Here is an 18601-nt window from a genome sequence, read left to right as displayed (position 1 = left end):
AAGCTGTAGCCGTCGTCCGTTGTCCGAGTTTCACACGAACAGCCTCATCCCGACGCAGACGAACGTCACACAAAATGCGAGGTCAATTTTCAAACAGCTTGGTCGATCTGTATTGAGCTCACTTGCTCTGCGAACAGGTGGACTTGCGCGCCAACTCGGCCAGGTCCTGCACGAGGCAAGAGCGTTGGCAAGCTCGCCCCGAGGTTACGTGCCGTTCCGCAGGTCTGCGATCTTTTGATAACTTATGCCGATCTGGTCGAAGTGCGCCTTGGAGCCTTCTCCCGTCGGCGATTGAACGCCAAAACCGACTTTGATCGGACGGTTGCCAGTGCCCGGGATCGCGAACCAGCGTAGAAACTGCCAAAATTTGCCGTCCTCGGAAAAATGGAATGCAATCGTATCCCCGTCGCAATAGACGCGAAGCCAGACATGTTCTCCATCGTAGTTGGGACCGTCACAATCGTCCGAGGTCGTCCTCGTAACGACGCTTACAATAGTCGGCTTCTTGGCAGCCGAGTATTCAAACGCCAATTTCGCCCAGTTATCTTCGTCAACTTGCAGAAAAATTGCGCCTGCGTCGTAAGCGGAAGAAAACTCGACAGAAACCCTAGCAGTAATTGAAAACGTCTCCTCAGCAACTTCCGTAACGAGCGAAAGTACGTCGTTGCGGCGAAAACTGTCCGCAGGGTGATGAAACCAGTCAGTGTTCCCGTTGGCGGTCAGTATCAAGCTCTTGTCGCCGACTACCGCCGTTCCGTGCTTTTCGCCCCTAACTTGCATCTTGTTCAAGTTCATTACAACTTCCGCTCGCTTATGAAATGGACCGCTAGTTCTGGAATGCGCCGGTACGCCTGACCCAGAAGACGACGCGTCTTGGTGAGAAGAAAAGGCAACGCAACAAGACATGCGTCAGAATCGCATGGAATTCATCGGCTACAATTTCGCAAGGTCGTCAAACCTGACGCGATGTGACGCTGTCCGCCGATGTCGGACGTGAACAGCATCGAACACCTGGGATTTACGACCAGTTCGCGGAGAGAGAGGTCGTTCGTTCGACTAAACTTTCGCGGAGCAATGCTATCGCGAGCCGGAAAGGTCGACGCCCCGGCAAGCATTCTCCATACGTCTGGGTCATGCGGTCGTCCGAAGCCGGCGCTGCTCCCGCATCATTGGCATACCATGATGGGCACTTACGATCTCTGCAAGGACCCGCCGTTGCAAATGTACTGGGATCTGTGGGTTGGAAGCTTCGACTTGGTCGATAACCTTTGGCGATGACAATGACCAAATCTCGCGAGAGCAGAAGTTAATAAGCCGGATTGGGTCCAGCGGTCGCCAAGTTTGGTGATTTTTCTATCCAGGCTGCTCGGTCTCGAGATCGAGTATCCCGCTGAAGGCAAAAAATCCGGCATCCGCTGCCGAGTTGCTGCCGACTTCCATCTAATGGCTCTGCACAAATTTGAAACCCACCCCATTCTGAGACAGGGCGGACTTTAGACGCCGATTGACAGTTGTCGCTACCAATTCAGCAGAGTGAAATTCCCCGGCGCTAGCCAGTAGCCCGCGGTTCTGTAGAATGATAGAAGCATTGTCCGACAAATTTCGGAGCGGCTGACATATAATGAGTCTTCAAATTGAGGAACGGGTGAAGCTTTCGGACAAGGTCTATGAAAGCCTTAGTTCTAAGATTTCGACCGGCGAGTGGCCTGAGGGCACCCGCATTCCAACTGAGGCAGAGCTTGCTCTGATGCATAGCGTATCCCGACCGGTCATACGGGAGGCGCTTTTCCGGCTTCGGTCAGAGGGGATAATTGGATCCAAGCGCGGCTCAGGCAGCAGCGTCCTCGCAAGCGCCGCCACTCCAGTGAACAGCAGCTACAAGCCGATTGAAAACGTCGCGGATCTTATTCATGCATTCGAGTTTCGCTTGTCGGTCGAATGTGACGCCGCCGCAGTGGCGGCCATGCGTGCGGAACATGAACAAATAAATATCATTAAAGGTGCTCATGACGCATTCAATGGCATCGTAAATGACGAAAATTTTGGCGATCTCGACCTAAATTTTCACGTTGCCATAGCGAAGGCGACAGGAAATCAGATGTTTGAGACAACTTTGACCATGCTCCACTCACAAATTATCTTCGGTATGCGCCTCACCGGTGAGTTTAGATCGGCTTCCGAGGGATCCCGAGTTGACGTCGTGAGACGTGAGCATCAGCCGATCGTGGACGCGATCGGCGCCCGAGAACCCAAGGCTGCTTTTCAAGCTATGCGACAGCATTTGCGGGCATCGCGGCTTCGCATTCTTGGTTTCGAAGTGGCTGGCGATTGGCAGAGGCCTTGATAGCGCTGTGGCAGGCCGCCTGTTGCTGTGGTGGAGGATTAGCCTGAGTAGCTGCCGGCATATGAGAATATCGCCGGCAAGCCGCCGGTATGAAGGAATACCACACGATCTGATTTTGTAAGTTTTCCACTGCGGATATCTCCTACCAAACCCGAGAGCCCCTTCGCCGAGTACACCGGATCCGCGAGGATACCCTCAGAACTCGCGATCAAATCCGCCGCCTCCTGTGCGGCATCTGATGGTTGACCGTAATCTGCTCCAACATAATCAACGGAGTTTTCGATATCTTCTTCAGTTACATCCAGATCGAAACCAAGCATTCGGGCGGCGGAAACGCATCGATCCGCGATGACCCCCGGCGGCTCATAGGCCTCATTGCGGGCGTCCATCGGATTTATTCCGCGAACCAGAGTCTCATGACCCAATAGCATAACCGCAGCCTGCAACCCGGCCTGCGTGCTTCCCTGAGAGGTTACATATATGTGGGTTGGCGGTAGGGCGCCCATCGCATCGAATTGATCTACCAGTTCACAATATGCGTCAATGTATGCGACGGCCGCCAAGTTAAGCGCACGTTCCGACCCCATCCCGAGGATCGCCGGCATGAGGCCCTGTGCACGCAGCCGCTCCGCCATAGCCTCTTTGGCAACCTTAGCGGAGTCTGCCGGATCAATTGGGACGATCTCGGCGCCAAATCGACGCGCGATCAGCTGATTACCCTGCACCTCCTCGAAACGAGCATCCTTGCGCGGCATTAGAATGCAGCGAATGCCCAATCGCGCAGCCGCGGCGGCAAGCTGGCGAGATTGGTTGGATTGCGACGCCGCGCCCTGAATGACGACGTTAACACCCCGGCTGATTGCGTCGCCTAAAATGTATTCGTGTTGTCTCGCCTTGTTGCCTCCAAAAGCCAAGCCCGTGCAATCATCGCGCTTGATCCAGATTTGGGGTCCCCCTAATTTTGCGGAGAATCGCGGGCACGCTTCGAGAGGTGTCGGGAGATGTGCGAGTTCAACTCGCGGAAGGGCGTCAAGAGCGAGCTTTAGCTGCGCTCGCGTGAGAATGGGCATGGCAAAACAATATCCTATCTACAATTTCGAGTTCGAGCAGAGCGCGTATCGACACAAGAGACGAACTGCCGCCGCGCGTACCTGGGGCGTCAACGCATAGTGTCAACGGCTACTACCTGCCCGGTTCTGGCGGCTTCGCGCGCGGCAATTGCGAGTTTGAGCGAGGCCAGTCCGTCCTCCCCAGTGACCACTGGTCTGCCCTCACCCCTGATTGAATCATTGAAAGCACCAATTACGCGCGGGTAAGCGTTCGAATGCTCAATGGCTATCGGTACCCTTGATCCGTCGATACTGAGAGATATTGTTCCTCCTGCGCGCTGAAGGAGGACGTCTTCAGCAAAAGCGGAAGCTTTGGTTCCGTGCAACTCGAGGGAGGTCTTTGCATGCTGCATCGCAAAGCTTTCGGTGATCTGAACAAGCAGTCCCGACTCCGTTCGAGCTATTGCGGCAACTGTGTCCTCAATGCCTTGGGCGGAAATGCCGTTGTTCGACGTAAATGCCGCGATTTGGGTAATCTTTTCACCAAGTACGAAATGAAGCAGGTCCGCGTCATGCACGCTTAGATCGAAGAATACCCCCGCACCGGCATCTGCACTCTCCGTTCTCCATCCGCGGTTGGCCTGGGGCAACAGAACGCCGAACATAATGCGCACAGCCACCAAATCTCCGAGAACGCCATCGGCTACCAGCTCGCGCAGCTTGCGGTGGGAGTTCATCGAACGGAGATGATGATTGACTCCCAACACGAGGCCCTTGTCCGAAGCAAGTCCGACCATAGCCTGGGCATCTTTTACGCTCATGGCCATCGGCTTTTCATCGAGAACGTGCTTCCCCGCCTGCAGCGCGCGGATGGCGCACGGAGCGTGTTTTTCGTTGGTATTGGATATATAAACAGCGTCTACGTCTGATGCGAGCAAGTCGTCTACAGACGAAAATGCCAATGGAATTCCGTGAGCACGGGCGTACTTCTCCACACGATCCTTATCGGAACCCTGAACGGCGACGACTTCACTGTCAGTTGCCTCCCTGATCGCTGGAATTATCCACTCTGCCGCAATTCTGCTTGCGCCGATCAGACCCCATTTGACTTTCTTTTTCATTTGTATCTCCTTGATTTGTGGAACGTATTCCTGGTCTATTGCCCAGGCGAATTGTTGGGGCAGCGATAGATGACGGAAGAACGTCGCGCCGCGGAAATGCACTGTGCAAGGCATGCGCTGTGCAGCAATCCCAACACTCGGGTCGTTTCCCGTATTGGCAGGCGCATTGATGAGAAATTTCCCTAACGCCCATTCCTTTCGCAAACGAGACCCGGGCCGTCGACGCGCGCCGCCTCAGAGCCAATGATGCGGACGTCAACAGACAAAGTCATGACAGCCGGGTACCCGTTTCCTGGTTGAAGACATTAACGCGGGACATGTCCACGCGCAGGCGGGCCGGCCCCGGATTGGAGATCGATCCCGCCCGGAGCAGAGCCGACATTTCCGTTCCTGCATAGCGGAACAGGACCACGTCATCGGAACCTGTGGGCTCGATGAGCGTGACGTCTACATCTATATCAATGGAATCGAGTCCCGCAGGACGCTCGTTAGGAATAGAGAAATGTTCCGGACGGATGCCTACCGTTAGTTTGGTTTGGTTTTGGCCGGCAGCCTTGACCAACTCTTCCGGAACACCGAAGCGCAATTCACCTTGGTTTAAGTGAATCGCACCGTTTTGGCTCGTCGCCGTAATCAGATTTATGCGAGGACTTCCGATGAACGTAGCCACGAAAAGGTTGGCCGGCTTGTTGTAGACCTCATGCGGCGTCCCAAATTGCTGAATTATGCCCCTGTCCAAGATGGCGATCCTTGTCGCCAACGTCATCGCTTCAATTTGGTCGTGCGTTACATAGACTGTCGTTCGTCCCATACGATGATGAAGCTTTTTCAGCTCGGTTCGCATTTCAACGCGCAGCAGCGCATCAAGGTTGGAAAGTGGTTCATCAAATAGGAACAGACTAGGGTCGCGAACGAGCGCCCGACCGATGGCGACGCGCTGGCGCTGCCCACCCGACAACTGCCCAGGCTTCCGATCAAGCAAGTGACCAATCTGCAGCAGCGAGGCCACGTCGTCGACAGCTTTCCTGCGGTCGACCGCCGGCATTTTGCGCATCTGCAAAGGGAAAGAGATGTTCTCCCGAACAGTCATTGAAGGATAGAGGGCGTATGACTGGAAGACCATTGCAATGTCCCTGTCCTGACAGGGAACGTCGTTGAGCACGCGGTCCGCAAGGCGTATTTCGCCAGCGGAAATCTTGTGCAGACCGGCGACCGCATGCAAGAGCGTCGACTTTCCGCAACCGGAAGGCCCTAGCAGGACGAGAAACTCCCCGCAGCGAGCCTCGATATTGATATCGTTGAGGACACACAGATGCGGGCTGTAGTACTTGTAAACGTTGACGAGGGAAAGTGACGACATCTGTCTTATCCTTTCACCGAGCCGGCCATCAAACCGCGTAGGAAGTAGCGCCCGGAAACAATGTAAATCAGGAGGGTGGGGGCTGCGGTGATGAGAACCGCGGCCATGTCAACGTTGTAAGCTTTGACGCCAGTCGTGGCGTTCACCAAGTTGTTGAGTGCCACCATCACGGGCACGTTTGCGCCTGAAGCAAATGTGGTCCCAAACAGGAAGTCGTTCCAAATATTGGTGAACTGCCAGATCACCGAGACAACGAAGCAACTAATCGCAATCGGGCAGAGGATCTTTGTGAAGACCGTGAAGAAGCCGGCCCCGTCCATGCGAGCCGCCTGAACCAGCTCATGAGGGACTGACATGAAGAAGTTGCGAAAGTACAACGTCGTGAAAGGAATTCCGTAGACGATATGCACAAGGATCAAGCCCGGAATGGAATTTGCCATGCCGGCAAAGCCGAGGACGCGCGCCATTGGGATGAGCACGATCTGATAGGGTATGAAGCAGCCGAAAAGCAGAACGGCGAAGACGAAGTCTGCTCCTCTAAAACGCACTAGCGTGAGCGCATAACCGTTTAGGGCGCCCAGGAATGTGGAAACCATCAGTGCGGGGATCACCATCGTGACAGAGTTCAGAAAATACGGCCGGAGTCCTTCGCATTGCACCGATATGCATGCAGAATCCCAAGCAAGCTTCCATGGTTCGAGCGTCAACCTGGCTGGCAGAGACAATATCGACCCGGTCCGAATATCATCCAGATCCTTGAGCGATGTGAGCACAATCACGATGAACGGCAGAGTATAGACAAGTGCCATCGCGATCACGCAAACGTAAATCGCAACCTTGCCAATCGTGAACCGTTTGTCTCCGGGCAAACCTTCAGGATCAATGAGCATAGGCGTTCTTCCGCGCTTCGCAGTAGAGATATGGAACGATGATCGCAAACACCGTCATGAAGATCATCACCGCGCTTGAGGCGCCAAGCGCCATCGAATTGCGCCCGAAAGTTTGAATGTACATGAAGGTAGCGGGGAGTTGCGTGGAGTTGCCCGGCCCTCCGGAGGTCAGTGCGATCACCAAATCAAAGCTCTTGACCGCTTGGTGGACCAGGATGACGAATGAAGTGAGGAAGCTGGGCGCAAGGAGAGGAAGGATGACCCGCCGATAAATGTGAACGGGTCGCGCTCCATCCAACCGCGCGGCAAACACTATATCGTTATCGACTCCCCGCAAGGCAGCGAGGAAGAGCGCCATGACAAATCCCGATGACTGCCAAACTGCTGCAATGACAACGGTGTAAATGGCCATGCTGGGATTGACCAGCCAGTCAAATTGAAAGGATGTCCAACCTAAATCACGCGCAAGTCTTTCAAGTCCGAGACCTGGGTTGAGGATCCATTTCCACGCTGTGCCGGTCACAATGAAGGACAGAGCCATAGGGTAGAGATATATCGTTCGCAACAGGCCTTCGGCCCTCAGCTTCTGATCGAGAAATATGGCAAGGGCGAGTCCGATCGCGATGCAGAAGACAATGAAAAGAAAAGAGAAAACAACGATGTTACTGACTGCTGTCAGCCACATCTTATTGGTCCAGAGCTTCACATACTGCTCGAAACCGACGAAGCTGTATGTCGGCATAATTGTTGAGTTCGTGAGTGAAATGACGCCGGTCCAGACCATGAAGCCGTAGACGCCAATTGAGATCGCAAAAAGCGATGGCGCTACGACCAGCTTTGACATGTACCGCGCGGAGAATTGCGCTAATCGACCGTCATGATGTAACTGCGCATCAAGCCTCATGGCGTCCCAAGTCCTTGTTCTCAGTGTAGTGATTGTAGTTCGACACGAAGTGTGACGATCGCTGCCACTCGACCGGCAATTCGAACCCGAGAAGCCGTCTGCGAGACATCGCTATATGCTCGCCCATTGCAGCATGGGCAGCGTCGGCATCTTTCCTCGACACAGCGTCGATAATCGCTTCGTGTTCTTCCAAGACAGTTTCGACGCGGTTAGCGGGCTTACCTTGTTTAAACTCTCCGACTAGCCGCATTCCGAATTCGATCTGGCGTCGCAGCATGCTCATCGTCGAGACGAACATCGCATTCCGGCTGGCCTTTGCGATTGCGAAATGGAAGCGAAAATCTACATCTCCGAAAGTGTCCTCTGACGCCTCCCCCATCAAGGTGAGACCGGCTTTGCGAATTTCGTTCATGTCGGAATCGTCACGGCGAATTGCAGCCAGTGCAGCGATGTCACACTCCATGGAAAAGCGGAACTCGAATACCTGGATAAGGTCGGCAACATTCTCGATCGGCCGATAGCCAGCGTCACGCTCGTCGCCATCAACAAGAACGTAATTGCCAGTTCTACCTCGCGGCCCGATCAACCCGTCGGCCCTCAATCTGATCAGGGCCTCACGCACGACGGGACGAGACACACGATTCAAGTGGGCAAGGTCTGTTTCCGCTGGAATGCGGCTGCCCGCAGCCCATTCTCCCGATGCGATCATTTGGGAAAAAAGGTCATACAGTTTGTCTGCAAGTTTCACTTTTTGTGGCACGGTAAGCTCGCCTGTTTACATATTTGTAATATTGGCAGCATTTTTGTTTTACATCAAGCCGAAAAAGTTCTTATAGTCCGACATTCTTGTTGATCGGCAAATCGGACGTGCTGGCTTCAGGAGAGCGCCTGATGGGATCGTTACAGGCCGCCAATTTTTGAGAGGAAATGACCTTGGACTCAGCATTTCAATACAACGGATACGACATCCCGGCGTACCAGCCGCCGGCCTACGCTTACACGTCAGTGCTGGTCCACAACGGGCAGGCATGGGTGAGCGGCAGCGTACCAAAAACCGGCAATAGCGACCTGCATCCCGGCAAGGTGGGCGCTGACGTAACCTTGGAGCAGGCGAAAGAAGCTGCTGACCTTGCGCTTAGAAACGCACTGGCTTCGTTGTCCTATGCAATAGGTGGGCTGGACAATGTTGTTCAGGTCCTAAAGATCACCGTTTACGTCGCATCGGCTCATGGCTTCAATCAGCAGCCACAGGTCGCCGATGCCGCCACTCATCTTCTGCGTGCAGTCTTAGGCGAGCGTGGCGACCACGCAAGATCGGCCGTAGGTGTCGCCGAACTGCCGCGAAACTCGTGTGTTGAAATCGAACTTGTGGTCGCCGTCAAATGACAAACCCTTGACGCGGAAGGTGACGTTCGCCTCCCGCGTCGACCGCTCAATCGTTAGTGGCGTGCCGCTCAAACATCGCTTGAACTTATGCTGCGACCGTTTGCTGGGCGGCGAGGCGTCGACCGAGGATCGCATCTGACCCTCGCTCCCCAATCATGATCGAGGGCGCGTTTGTGTTTCCCGAAATCAGGGTCGGCATGATCGACGCATCGACTACCCGCAGACCAGCAACCCCACGAACCTTCAGATCCGTATCCACCACCGCCATCTCATCTGCCCCCATTTTACAAGTGCCGGCAGGATGGAAGTCGGTTTTACTCCATTCGCGAACGTACGCTCGCAGATCCTCTTCAGCGGCCGTTTTTGCGCCGGGTAAAAGTTCCGCCTGGTACAGTTTCTCGAACGCCGGCTGGCGGAGGATTTCGCGGGCAATCTTGAATCCATCGATTGTGTGGGCCCAGTCATTCGGATTCGTCATATACTTTGGGTCGATCACTGGTTCGTCGGCCGCGTTGCCCGAAGCAAGGGTCACTTCCCCGCGGCTTTCCGGCCGCAGATACGCGGTGTTCAGCGTCATCCCATGGCCTCGCACCTTAACCCGACCGTGATCGATGACGTAGGCTGGGAGGAAGTGCATTTGTATGTCGGGCCAATCGGCGTTTCCCTCTGTGGAAACAAACCCACCGCCTTCGCAGACGTTTGAGGTCAAGGCCCCGGTTCCGAACATCATGAACTGTAATCCGTACCATAGCGCCATTGGCCCCTTGTCGTGCCCATTATATGACACCGGTTCCTTGAGGCTTGCACAGCAGTAGACGTCCAAATGATCCTGCAGGTTCTTGCCTACCCCTGGAAGGTCATGAATCGGCGTCACCCCTGCCTGTTTTAGCTCGCCAGCGGGACCTATCCCGGAGAGCAGCAACACTTTCGGGGAATTGATTGCCCCGGCAGAGAGAATGACCTCATTTTGCGCCGCGACATACATGACCTCCCCATTCCAGGAGACGTCAATGCCGGTAGCTCGGCCGCTTTTGACATGTATCCTTAAGACATGAGCGCCGGTTTTCACCGTCAGGTTCTTTCGCCCGATGTTCGGATAAATGAAGGCTTGAGCCGAACTCGAGCGACGCACGCCGCGTTGGGTGACTTGATAATATCCGATCCCGTACTGCTGCCGGCCGTTAAAGTCGGTGTTATACGGATAGCCGGCTTCCTGAGCGGCGCGGATATACACTCGTGTCAAATCGATCGGTGACCGTTGATCTGAAACGCCAAGCGGGCCGCCGCTCCCGTGAAAACTGTCCAGATAACGCTCATTGTCTTCAGACCTCTTGAAATAGGGAAGGAGATCATCGTACCCCCAACCATCGTTGCCGAGGTCGCGCCAATGATCGTAATCACGCCGGTTTCCACGAACGTAAACCATTGAATTTACGGATGACCCGCCACCCAGTATCTTCCCTTGCGGAAACAGCATTCGACGATTGTTGAGCGCAGTTTGGGGCACGGTTTCCCATTCGTAGCGGTACCTAGGGCCTTGCAATTTGGCGTAACCTGCTGGCCAACGGACCAGAGGGCCATCATTCTTCTCCCCGAACTCAAGCAGCAAAACCCGCGCGTCACTGTTCTCGCTCAATCTCGAAGCCACAACACAACCCGCCGAACCGCCGCCGACGACGATGTAGTCATATTCTTTTTCCATGGACGGTTCCTTCTTTGCTCTCAGAGAGCCTTGCCGATCCAGCGGGGCTCATAGCCACTGCTGCGGAGCTGGACCGTTTTGACGTCCGTAAATTCTTCGCACCCGACACGACCGACTTCGCGACCGATTCCGCTTGCTCCAACACCTCCGAAGGGAAGTTCGGCCGGACCGTCGAGATACGTGTTGATCCAAACGGTACCTGTTTCAAGGCTGCGCGCAGCCCTGATCGCGGAGGACGTATCGCGCGTCCAAATTCCAGCAGACAGGCCGTACTCCGTACCATTTGCGAGCTCGAACGCATCGTCAAGATTTTCAAACGTCTGGATGGTGCATACTGGGCCGAAGATTTCCTCCTGCGCGATCTTCATGCTGGGTTCGACCTCAGTGAAGACCGTCGGATCGATAAAACGTCCGCCGTCTTCTTCGCGCCACGTGCCTCCGAGCTTCAAATTCGCCCCTTCCGCCTTTCCAGCTTCGATATAGCCAATTATTTTGCGGTACTGGGTCTCGTTGATAATCGGCCCCATGAGGACATCATCGCGAAGCGTGTCGCCGACGCGGATTCTCTTGGCAGCCTCAACAAACCGCTTCGTAAATGTGGCCGCGATAGTGCTTTGCACCAAAAGCCTGCCGCCCTGATTGCAAGACTGGCCGGCGTTCAAGAATGCTCCATGCAATGCTGCGTCAAGCGCCGCATCCAATTCCGCGTCTGCCATGATGATGTGCGCGTTCTTGCCGCCGAGTTCCAGCGACACCTTCTTCAGGCAATCGGCGCCGACCCGCATCGCATGCTTGCCGACGGTCGTCGAGCCGGTAAAGGAAATCATCCGCGTTCGCGGATGAGCAAGGAGAGCTTCGCCGACGACGCGGCCAGTGCCTGCCAGGATATTCACGACGCCGTCGGGAAGGCCTGCGTCCTTAAGAATTGGACCTAGCAACAAAGTGGTTACCGACGTCAACTCCGATGGCTTTACCACTGCCGAACATCCAGCCGCCAGCGCAAACGGTAGCTTCTGGCTGATGATGAGAAATGGAAAGTTCCACGGCGTTATAATTGCAACTGGACCGATCGGTGCCCGCAGAGTCAATGCGAGATAGTCACGGCCGAGTCCACCAAAACTGTCACCGGTTAAAGATCGTGCTTGGGTCGCGGCATAGTCCCAAAGCATTGCTGATCGCTCTATCTCTGCGCGAGCCTGGCGGCAAGGTTTACCGCTCTCGGCCATCTCATACCACGCGAGTTCTTCTATATTGGTCCGGATACCAGCGGCGACCTTCAACAGAATCGCAGCCCTTGCTTCTCCGCTTGCGTCCCGCCAGCCATCAACGAAAGCTGCGTGAGCACTCTCGCAGGCAAGATGCACTTCGCGCTCGGTGCTTTGCACCAAGCGAGACACAACCGCACTATTCGATGGATTTCGTACGTCCGTTCCTGGTTCGGACGTATGTGACCACTTTCCATCGATCCAGCTAACGAATTGTCGGGGTGGCGTGGGTGGTATGAACGCAGTGGCCATTGTCAGATCCTAATATATGTCGTCATGCGTGGCAGTGGCTAACCCGAAAGGCCGGCGCCGATGAACGATGCCGGCCACGGAAAACTCGTAGGTCTAGAGCTGGCCAAGTCCGGTTACGATCGCTTCAACCGCATCCTTGGACGTCATCGACGGAGTGACAAAGAACTCGGACACGACGTCAAGATATACGCCCGTCTGAGCGGCGGGAAGCGCTGCATTGTGGAAGATCGACGGAACCACGCCATTGGTTGTGGCGGCGTTCTTCCGATCTTCGTAGGATTTCTGTCCGCATGCATCGAGACGCGTCGCATCAACATTGTCGATCACTGGAATAGAGCCCTTCTTTATCGCAAAGTCGACCTGCACTTTTGGATCGAGAACTGTTTCCGCAAGAGTATTCTGCGCCTCTTCCGCTGCCTTGTCGTTGAGATTGAAAAACGCAAAGTTGTCGACGAGCCAGATAAAGTCCTTGTCAGTGCCAGGCGACGCAACACAACCATAATCTATCCCGGGCTTTTTGCCGGCAAGCGCGAATTCCGCTTTGGCCCAGTCACCCATAATCTGGAAAGCCGCCTCGCCGTTGATGACCATCGCAGTTGCGAGATTCCAATCGCGACCCGGAGAGTTTGCATCGACATAGCCGCGTAGTTTGGCAATCTGATCGAATACGGAGATCATCGTGTCGCTTTTAATTGCTTCGAGATCTCCGGCGACGATTTTTCGATAGAAATCCGCCCCCCCTTTTGCCACGATGACGCTTTCCAGAAGATCCCCGTACTGCCAGTTCTGACCGCCGAGAGCGAGTGGTGTAATGCCGGCAGCCTTGAGCTTATCCGCGATGGCATTGAACTCGTCCCATGACTTGGGCGGCTCGGCGCCAACCTTCATTAAGAGCGCAGAATTGTACCAGAGCCAGTTCGACCGGTGCATGGTGACGGGAACCGCCACCCACTTTCCGTCTACCTCATAGTTTGATTGAATCGCAGGCAAGATTTCCTTCCGCCAACCGTCCTTCTCTGCAAGTGGCGAAAGGTCGCGTAGCAGCCCCTGATTAGCCCAGGCCAAAGTCTCCTGAATATGCATCTGCGCGCCGGAGGGAGGTGTACCAGCGGCTAGACGCGAACGAAGAACCTGGTAGGCGTTGGCTCCGGTTCCGCCGGCGACAGCGGCATCTTTCCACTCGATCCCTTTGGCAGCGAGTGCGTCTTTAAGCGCCCGCACGCCTTCTGCCTCACCTCCACTGGTCCAGAAGTGCAGCATTTCGACAGATTTGTCAGCGGCCAAGGCGCTACTGGCAAGCAGGCCGAACGCTGCCGCGGCGGTCACGTTCAAGGCAATTCTACGCATCGGCATTCCCCTTTTGTCATCAGATTTGCGGTAACTCGATATCCGAGATGATGCCCGGGTGTGCCAAGCATCACGATCGAAACGTGATGTCCGTGTCGTAGTCCCAATTGTTGTCGGACAATCGCAGCTCTAATAGGAGCAGAATTTACATCTTTGTCAATTTTATTTTTTAGAGTCACTATGACGCGGCGTCTTTCGGACGTTCGGCCTCTACTCTCTTGTCCTTTTATTGCCGGAGCTTGCATGCATAGACGGAAAGGCTACCCAGAGTACGCTTTTGGAGAGTGGCGCTTACAATAATGTATGTCTGCTTGGTTTCGTGATTGACAAAAGCTGGACAAAATTACAAATGTGGAAAAAACATAGTGGAGCTGCAACGATGAGTTCAAGGATCAATCGGGCATCGGCCGACATCGGAGGAACGTTCACTGACATTGTTATCGAGACTGATGGTGTAAGGAGTTCAACCAAAGTCCTGACAACCCATCAAGCGCCCGAACGCGCGGTTATTGATGGGGTTCAGAGCCTTCTCGAAAAACAATCTTTGGCATTCGCCGACCTCGACATCTTCCTCCATGGCACGACGCTTGCCACGAACGCAATTATCGAGCGACGCGGTGCGACTACCGCGTTGGTGACGACGGAAGGTTTCCGCGACACAATAGAAATTGGCTCCGAAAGTCGTCATGATCAGTACGATGTCTTCATCCAGAAGCCTCAACCGCTTGTCGGACGGGAACTTCGGTTCACCGTAAAGGAGCGTATCGCGGCGAACGGTGAGATCCTTGTCGGCCTCGATGAGAGCGAGGTTGCTGCGCTTGTCACCAAGCTTAAGGCGGCGGATGTTAGATCGATAGCGATTTGCTTCCTGCACGCTTACGCTAACCCTTGCCACGAACGACGCGTTTACGAAATTCTCTCCGCGCAGCTGCCGGAAGTATACTTCAGTCTGTCTAGCGAGGTTTGCCCAGAAGTGCGAGAGTATGAACGGGGCTCGACGACGGTCGCGAACGCTTATATTCGTCCTATCATGGCGAGCTATCTTGGTCGTTTGAAATCCGAGCTCGGCCAGCGAGGTCTCTCCGCGCCGATCCTGCTAATGACCTCGGGAGGCGGCCTTACAACTGTTGATCAAGCTGCGGACTATCCCATTCGGCTTGTCGAATCCGGGCCGGCCGGAGGAGCAATCCTGGCCGCGAAAATCGCGAATGAATGCGGTCTCAAGGAGATTGTTTCATTCGACATGGGTGGCACAACCGCCAAGATTTGCTTGATTGACAACGGACAGCCGTTGAAATCTCGGAGTTTCGAAGTCGATCGCACGGAACGTTTCCTTAAAGGGTCGGGTCTGCCAGTCCGCATCCCCGTAATCGAGATGGTGGAGATTGGGGCTGGCGGTGGTTCGATCGCGCAGGTCGACGCACTTGGCCGGCTAACGGTGGGCCCGGAAAGCGCCTCCTCGGAACCTGGGCCTGCGTGTTACGGGCTTGGAGGAACACGGCCGACAGTCACGGATGGAGATTTCATCCTAGGCCGTATTGACACCCGAAAATTTGCCGACGGGCGCATGGTCCTCCGGCGGGATCTGGCGGAGAAAGCGCTAGATCTTCACGTCGGAAAAGCTCTTTCGCTGAACTCTGTTCAAGCCGCCGCCGCAGTTACCGCGATCGTCGAAGAGAACATGTCGAATGCCAGCCGAGTGCACGCGGCTGAGCACGGAAAGGACCTGCGTCGACGCGCCATGATCGCGTTCGGCGGCGCAGCCCCGATGCATGCCGCTCAGCTTGCCCGCAAGCTATCGTTGAACACTGTCATCATCCCGCTGGGAGCCGGCGTTGGGTCTGCGATTGGCTTTCTCGAAGCGCCGATGGCTTATGAGGTGGTCCGCAGTCGCCATAGCAGCCTTGATCGCGTCAATGAAGACTCAATAAGCCAACTGATTTTGGAGATGTGCGAGGAAGCTGTTGCAGTGGTTTCTCCTGCTGCAGGTGGACAACCGATCGAAAAGCGTCTTTCGGCATTCCTTCGGTATGTCGGACAAGGGCATGAACTCGAAGTCGACCTATCGGTCGATCCCAGCGGCTCCATTGATCCCTCAGCATTGAAGCGTGCCTTCGATGACCGCTATTCTAAGGTCTTCGGCCGCTTCCTTCCCAATCATGAGATTGAGATCCTAACATGGGCGGTGACGGCTTCTGCCCCACAGCCGACGCTTGTGGGAGTGGGTGGCGATTGGAAACCGCACGACTCCATCAACCCCTCGGGGGAGACTGTCTTTACGGATGTCGATGGCACGACAGTCAATGCTCCTGTCTTCGAAAGGACAGATCTGACACCCGCCGTGACGCTGATGGGACCAGTGGTGATCACTGAGCGGGAGACCAATACGGTTGTCCCCACGGGCTTCAGTGCGGAGTGCAACGTCTTTGGACATCTAGTGCTCACCAACCTTGCCGCTCGCACGGCTGCGGCTCAGTGAGAGAGGAGCGAACGATGACTGCAAATCCTGCAAACGGTGCAACTCCAGCCATTGGTGAGATCGAGTTCCAGATCATGTGGAATCGGCTTATCGCTGTCGTAGAAGAACAGGCACAGGCGCTCCGTCGCACGGCCTTTAGCCCGATCGTCCGCGAGTCTGGCGATCTTTCGGCTGGCTATTTTCATCCAGACGGACGTATGATCGCGCAAGCTGTCACCGGAACTCCTGGTCACGTAAACACGATGGCCGCATCGGTCTTGCATTTCCTCCGTCTTTTTCCCGCGCGATCCATGTGCGAGGGCGATGTTTTCATCACGAATGATCCTTGGATGGGGACAGGCCATCTTCATGACTTCGTCGCTGTCACACCAGCGTTTTACAAGGGAACGATGGTCGGCCTTTTCGCCTCGACTTGTCATTTCATGGATGTTGGCGGAATTGGCTTCGGTCCCGATGGGCGTGATGTGTTCGAAGAGGGTTTCTACGTCCCGCCCACTGCGCTGATAGCCGCCGGAGAAATCAATCAGACGCTTATTTCCCTTGCGCGAGCGAACTCACGCTATCCTGCGGAATTTGAGGGTGACCTCATGTCTCTGGTGGCTTGTAACCAGATCGGCGTCAACCGTCTGACCGACATGCTCGATGAATTCGATCTAACGGATTTGACACCTCTTTGCGACCAGATTGTCAGTCGATCTCGACAGGCTGCCTTGAAGGCTATTGCCGCTTTGCCGAAGGGGATGGCCGAAGCCGAGATGGTGATGGACGGCTATGATAAACCGGTAAAATTAAGGGCACGTACGGAAATTTCGGCAGATCATATATTCGTCGACTTTACCGGGACCAGCGGGCTTTCGGCACGTGGCATCAATGTCCCTATCAGTTACGCGCAAGCCTATTCCACTTACGCCCTCGCCTGCGCCCTGTTTCCGGAGGTGCCCAATAACTCAGGCAGTCTCTCCGTCGTGACCGTAACGGCTCCCGCGGATACGATCGTGAATGCGTTGCGTCCGGCGCCGGTGTCGTCGCGCCATGTGATAGGCCAGATGCTTCCCGACGTCGTCTACGGGTGCCTTGCTCAACTGGTTCCTGAAAACGTCCTTGCCGAAGGAGCATCCGCACTTTGGAACCTTATCTTGGAAGACGCGCATGACGCATGCCTAACTCAAGGCATAACGTCCACCAGACGCTTTTCCGCCTTGTCCGTACAGACCGGCGGCACGGGTGCACGGTCGAGACTCGATGGTCTCAACGCAACAGCGTTTCCCTCTGGAGTTTCTGGAGTCCCTGTAGAGATTCTTGAAACTCTTACACCACTAATTTTCTGGCGGAAGGAACTCCGATCCGGCTCAGGTGGTGATGGCGAGTTTCGAGGGGGCCTCGGCCAAAGTATCGAAATTGGACATCGTGAAGGGCATCCCTTCTACATTTATGCCGCGCTCGACAGAATTGAGAATCCAGCCCGTGGACGTTTCGGCGGCGAGCACGGCGCGCCCGGCGTCGTCGCGTTAAAATCCGGAGGGAAGCTCAAGGGCAAGGGTAAGCAGATCATCCCCGCTGGCGATCGCTTGCTTGTGGAAACACCCGGCGGAGGAGGCTACGGCCACCCGGAAAATCGCAGCATCGAACATCGTAAAGCAGATCTGCGCAATGAATTGACGAAGAGGAACGACTGATGTCTGACTATATTCTGTCGGAAGAGACTAGGACAAAGTATAAAAAGATTTCAACTGCTACCATCGCGACCGCGCTGTATAAACGCGGGCTTCGCAATCAATTCATCCAGGGCGTGGTACCGGTCGCGGCGAAGGCGGATAATATGGTAGGACAGGCGTTTACCCTGCGATACATCCCGGCTCGCGAGGATCGCAATCCGATTACTGTATTCCGCGATCCGCATCATCCACAGCGCATCGCTATGGAAACATGTCCCGCGGGCCACGTGCTGGTGATGGATGCACGCAAAGACGCTAGAGCCGCAACTGCGGGCTCCATCTTGATAACCCGTTTGGCCGTGCGCGGCGCAGCAGGCGTCGTTTCCGATGGTGGTTTCCGTGACGCAGAGGGAATAGGCGCTCTCAGCATGCCGGCCTATTACGCCAAGCCTTCCGCGCCGACCAATCTCACGCTTCATGAAGCCTTGGATATCAACGTGCCAATCTCCTGTGGTGACGTGGCTGTCTTTCCCGGAGACGTCATGATTGGAGACAGAGACGGCGTGATGGTTATTCCCGCTCATCTAGCTGACGAACTTGCCGATGAATGCACAGGTATGGAAAGCTACGAAGATTTCGTTCTCGAACAAGTTCAATGCGGCGCAGCCATAATAGGCCTCTACCCGTGCACTAAGGAAGAGCATCAACTCAAATACGCCGAATGGCGCATCAAGACCGGGCGTTAGCAGAACCAATGGTCGTTAAACTCCGCCGCCAGCAGCGACATTGCTTCTGCCTCCACCGCTGGCGGCCCGGTCATCATGGGTCACTCGGCGCTTCCCGGTGT

Annotated in this window: 15 protein-coding genes; 5 read left to right on the top strand and 10 right to left on the bottom strand. The window is 55.2% G+C overall.

The features are described 5' to 3' along the window. Window positions 1-204: 204 nt before the first annotated feature. Window positions 205-795, bottom strand: coding sequence for a DUF1349 domain-containing protein (locus tag GGD57_RS12200; RefSeq protein WP_184469982.1), 591 nt, complete (start codon window positions 793-795; stop codon window positions 205-207). Between the two features lie 826 nt (window positions 796-1621). On the opposite strand from GGD57_RS12200, the gene GGD57_RS12195 reads away from it, so the two are divergent. Beyond that, window positions 1622-2344, top strand: a complete 723-nt coding sequence (locus GGD57_RS12195; RefSeq protein WP_184469980.1) for a FadR/GntR family transcriptional regulator — start codon at window positions 1622-1624, stop codon at window positions 2342-2344. 38 nt (window positions 2345-2382) lie between these two features. Here GGD57_RS12195 and GGD57_RS12190 read toward each other — a convergent pair whose 3' ends face one another. From GGD57_RS12190 to GGD57_RS12165, 6 genes are all read right to left on the bottom strand, one after another. After that, window positions 2383-3414, bottom strand: a complete 1032-nt coding sequence (locus tag GGD57_RS12190; RefSeq protein ID WP_184469978.1) for a pyridoxal-phosphate dependent enzyme — start codon at window positions 3412-3414, stop codon at window positions 2383-2385. An 89-nt stretch (window positions 3415-3503) separates the two neighbouring features. Next, on the bottom strand, window positions 3504-4514 hold the full coding sequence (locus GGD57_RS12185) for a Gfo/Idh/MocA family protein (protein WP_184469976.1): 1011 nt from the start codon (window positions 4512-4514) through the stop codon (window positions 3504-3506). Window positions 4515-4782: 268 nt separating this feature from the next. Then, a complete protein-coding gene (locus GGD57_RS12180) occupies window positions 4783-5874 on the bottom strand; it encodes an ABC transporter ATP-binding protein (RefSeq protein ID WP_184469974.1) in 1092 nt (363 codons plus the stop codon). Between the two features lie 5 nt (window positions 5875-5879). Then, window positions 5880-6764, bottom strand: coding sequence for a carbohydrate ABC transporter permease (locus tag GGD57_RS12175; RefSeq protein WP_184469972.1), 885 nt, complete (start codon window positions 6762-6764; stop codon window positions 5880-5882). Then, window positions 6754-7668 carry a carbohydrate ABC transporter permease gene (locus GGD57_RS12170; RefSeq protein WP_184469970.1) on the bottom strand — a complete coding sequence of 305 codons (915 nt, stop codon included), beginning with the start codon at window positions 7666-7668 and terminating at the stop codon, window positions 6754-6756. Before GGD57_RS12170 ends, GGD57_RS12175 begins: the two co-directional genes overlap by 11 nt. Next, window positions 7658-8428 carry an FCD domain-containing protein gene (locus GGD57_RS12165; RefSeq protein ID WP_184469968.1) on the bottom strand — a complete coding sequence of 257 codons (771 nt, stop codon included), beginning with the start codon at window positions 8426-8428 and terminating at the stop codon, window positions 7658-7660. Before GGD57_RS12165 ends, GGD57_RS12170 begins: the two co-directional genes overlap by 11 nt. A gap of 173 nt (window positions 8429-8601) precedes the next feature. On the opposite strand from GGD57_RS12165, the gene GGD57_RS12160 reads away from it, so the two are divergent. Further along, entirely contained in the window at window positions 8602-9054 is a 453-nt protein-coding gene (locus tag GGD57_RS12160) for a RidA family protein (protein ID WP_246713616.1), read from the top strand. 85 nt (window positions 9055-9139) lie between these two features. Here GGD57_RS12160 and GGD57_RS12155 read toward each other — a convergent pair whose 3' ends face one another. From GGD57_RS12155 to GGD57_RS12145, 3 genes are all read right to left on the bottom strand, one after another. Further along, window positions 9140-10756, bottom strand: a complete 1617-nt coding sequence (locus tag GGD57_RS12155; RefSeq protein ID WP_184469964.1) for a GMC family oxidoreductase — start codon at window positions 10754-10756, stop codon at window positions 9140-9142. A gap of 20 nt (window positions 10757-10776) precedes the next feature. After that, complete coding sequence (locus GGD57_RS12150) at window positions 10777-12273, bottom strand: aldehyde dehydrogenase family protein (RefSeq protein ID WP_184469962.1); 1497 nt, start codon at window positions 12271-12273, stop codon at window positions 10777-10779. A gap of 93 nt (window positions 12274-12366) precedes the next feature. Further along, window positions 12367-13620, bottom strand: a complete 1254-nt coding sequence (locus tag GGD57_RS12145) for an ABC transporter substrate-binding protein (RefSeq protein WP_184469960.1) — start codon at window positions 13618-13620, stop codon at window positions 12367-12369. Window positions 13621-13999: 379 nt separating this feature from the next. Between GGD57_RS12145 and GGD57_RS12140 the strand changes: the two genes are divergently transcribed. Genes GGD57_RS12140 through GGD57_RS12130 form a run of 3 tightly spaced genes read left to right on the top strand, consistent with a single transcriptional unit; the run spans window position 14000 to window position 18500 of the window. Then, on the top strand, window positions 14000-16099 hold the full coding sequence (locus GGD57_RS12140) for a hydantoinase/oxoprolinase family protein (RefSeq protein WP_184469958.1): 2100 nt from the start codon (window positions 14000-14002) through the stop codon (window positions 16097-16099). A 14-nt stretch (window positions 16100-16113) separates the two neighbouring features. Further along, entirely contained in the window at window positions 16114-17775 is a 1662-nt protein-coding gene (locus GGD57_RS12135) for a hydantoinase B/oxoprolinase family protein (RefSeq protein WP_184469956.1), read from the top strand. Continuing rightward, window positions 17775-18500 (top strand): ribonuclease activity regulator RraA, encoded by a 726-nt coding sequence (locus GGD57_RS12130; protein WP_184469954.1) that lies wholly within the window; start codon window positions 17775-17777, stop codon window positions 18498-18500. The genes GGD57_RS12135 and GGD57_RS12130 overlap by 1 nt, the downstream gene beginning before the upstream one ends. The last annotated feature ends 101 nt before the right edge of the window (window positions 18501-18601 follow it).

It is taken from the genome of Rhizobium esperanzae (assembly GCF_014197615.1).
In the GTDB taxonomy this organism is placed as follows: Bacteria; Pseudomonadota; Alphaproteobacteria; order Rhizobiales; family Rhizobiaceae; genus Rhizobium; species Rhizobium esperanzae_A.
Note: the sequence above shows the minus strand (reverse complement) of the source record. Positions and strands in the feature narration are given on the sequence as shown.

What these genes read in the sequence shown, in the direction of transcription:
- GGD57_RS12200 (WP_184469982.1), bottom strand. Translation starts at nt 795, where the DNA reads ATGAACTTGAACAAGATGCAAGTTAGGGGCGAAAAGCACGGAACGGCG.
- GGD57_RS12190 (WP_184469978.1), bottom strand. Translation starts at nt 3,414, where the DNA reads ATGCCCATTCTCACGCGAGCGCAGCTAAAGCTCGCTCTTGACGCCCTT.
- GGD57_RS12135 (WP_184469956.1), top strand. Translation starts at nt 16,114, where the DNA reads ATGACTGCAAATCCTGCAAACGGTGCAACTCCAGCCATTGGTGAGATC.
- GGD57_RS12145 (WP_184469960.1), bottom strand. Translation starts at nt 13,620, where the DNA reads ATGCGTAGAATTGCCTTGAACGTGACCGCCGCGGCAGCGTTCGGCCTG.
- GGD57_RS12195 (WP_184469980.1), top strand. Translation starts at nt 1,622, where the DNA reads ATGAGTCTTCAAATTGAGGAACGGGTGAAGCTTTCGGACAAGGTCTAT.
- GGD57_RS12150 (WP_184469962.1), bottom strand. Translation starts at nt 12,273, where the DNA reads ATGGCCACTGCGTTCATACCACCCACGCCACCCCGACAATTCGTTAGC.
- GGD57_RS12140 (WP_184469958.1), top strand. Translation starts at nt 14,000, where the DNA reads ATGAGTTCAAGGATCAATCGGGCATCGGCCGACATCGGAGGAACGTTC.
- GGD57_RS12130 (WP_184469954.1), top strand. Translation starts at nt 17,775, where the DNA reads ATGTCTGACTATATTCTGTCGGAAGAGACTAGGACAAAGTATAAAAAG.
- GGD57_RS12180 (WP_184469974.1), bottom strand. Translation starts at nt 5,874, where the DNA reads ATGTCGTCACTTTCCCTCGTCAACGTTTACAAGTACTACAGCCCGCAT.
- GGD57_RS12185 (WP_184469976.1), bottom strand. Translation starts at nt 4,514, where the DNA reads ATGAAAAAGAAAGTCAAATGGGGTCTGATCGGCGCAAGCAGAATTGCG.
- GGD57_RS12170 (WP_184469970.1), bottom strand. Translation starts at nt 7,668, where the DNA reads ATGAGGCTTGATGCGCAGTTACATCATGACGGTCGATTAGCGCAATTC.
- GGD57_RS12155 (WP_184469964.1), bottom strand. Translation starts at nt 10,756, where the DNA reads ATGGAAAAAGAATATGACTACATCGTCGTCGGCGGCGGTTCGGCGGGT.
- GGD57_RS12175 (WP_184469972.1), bottom strand. Translation starts at nt 6,764, where the DNA reads ATGCTCATTGATCCTGAAGGTTTGCCCGGAGACAAACGGTTCACGATT.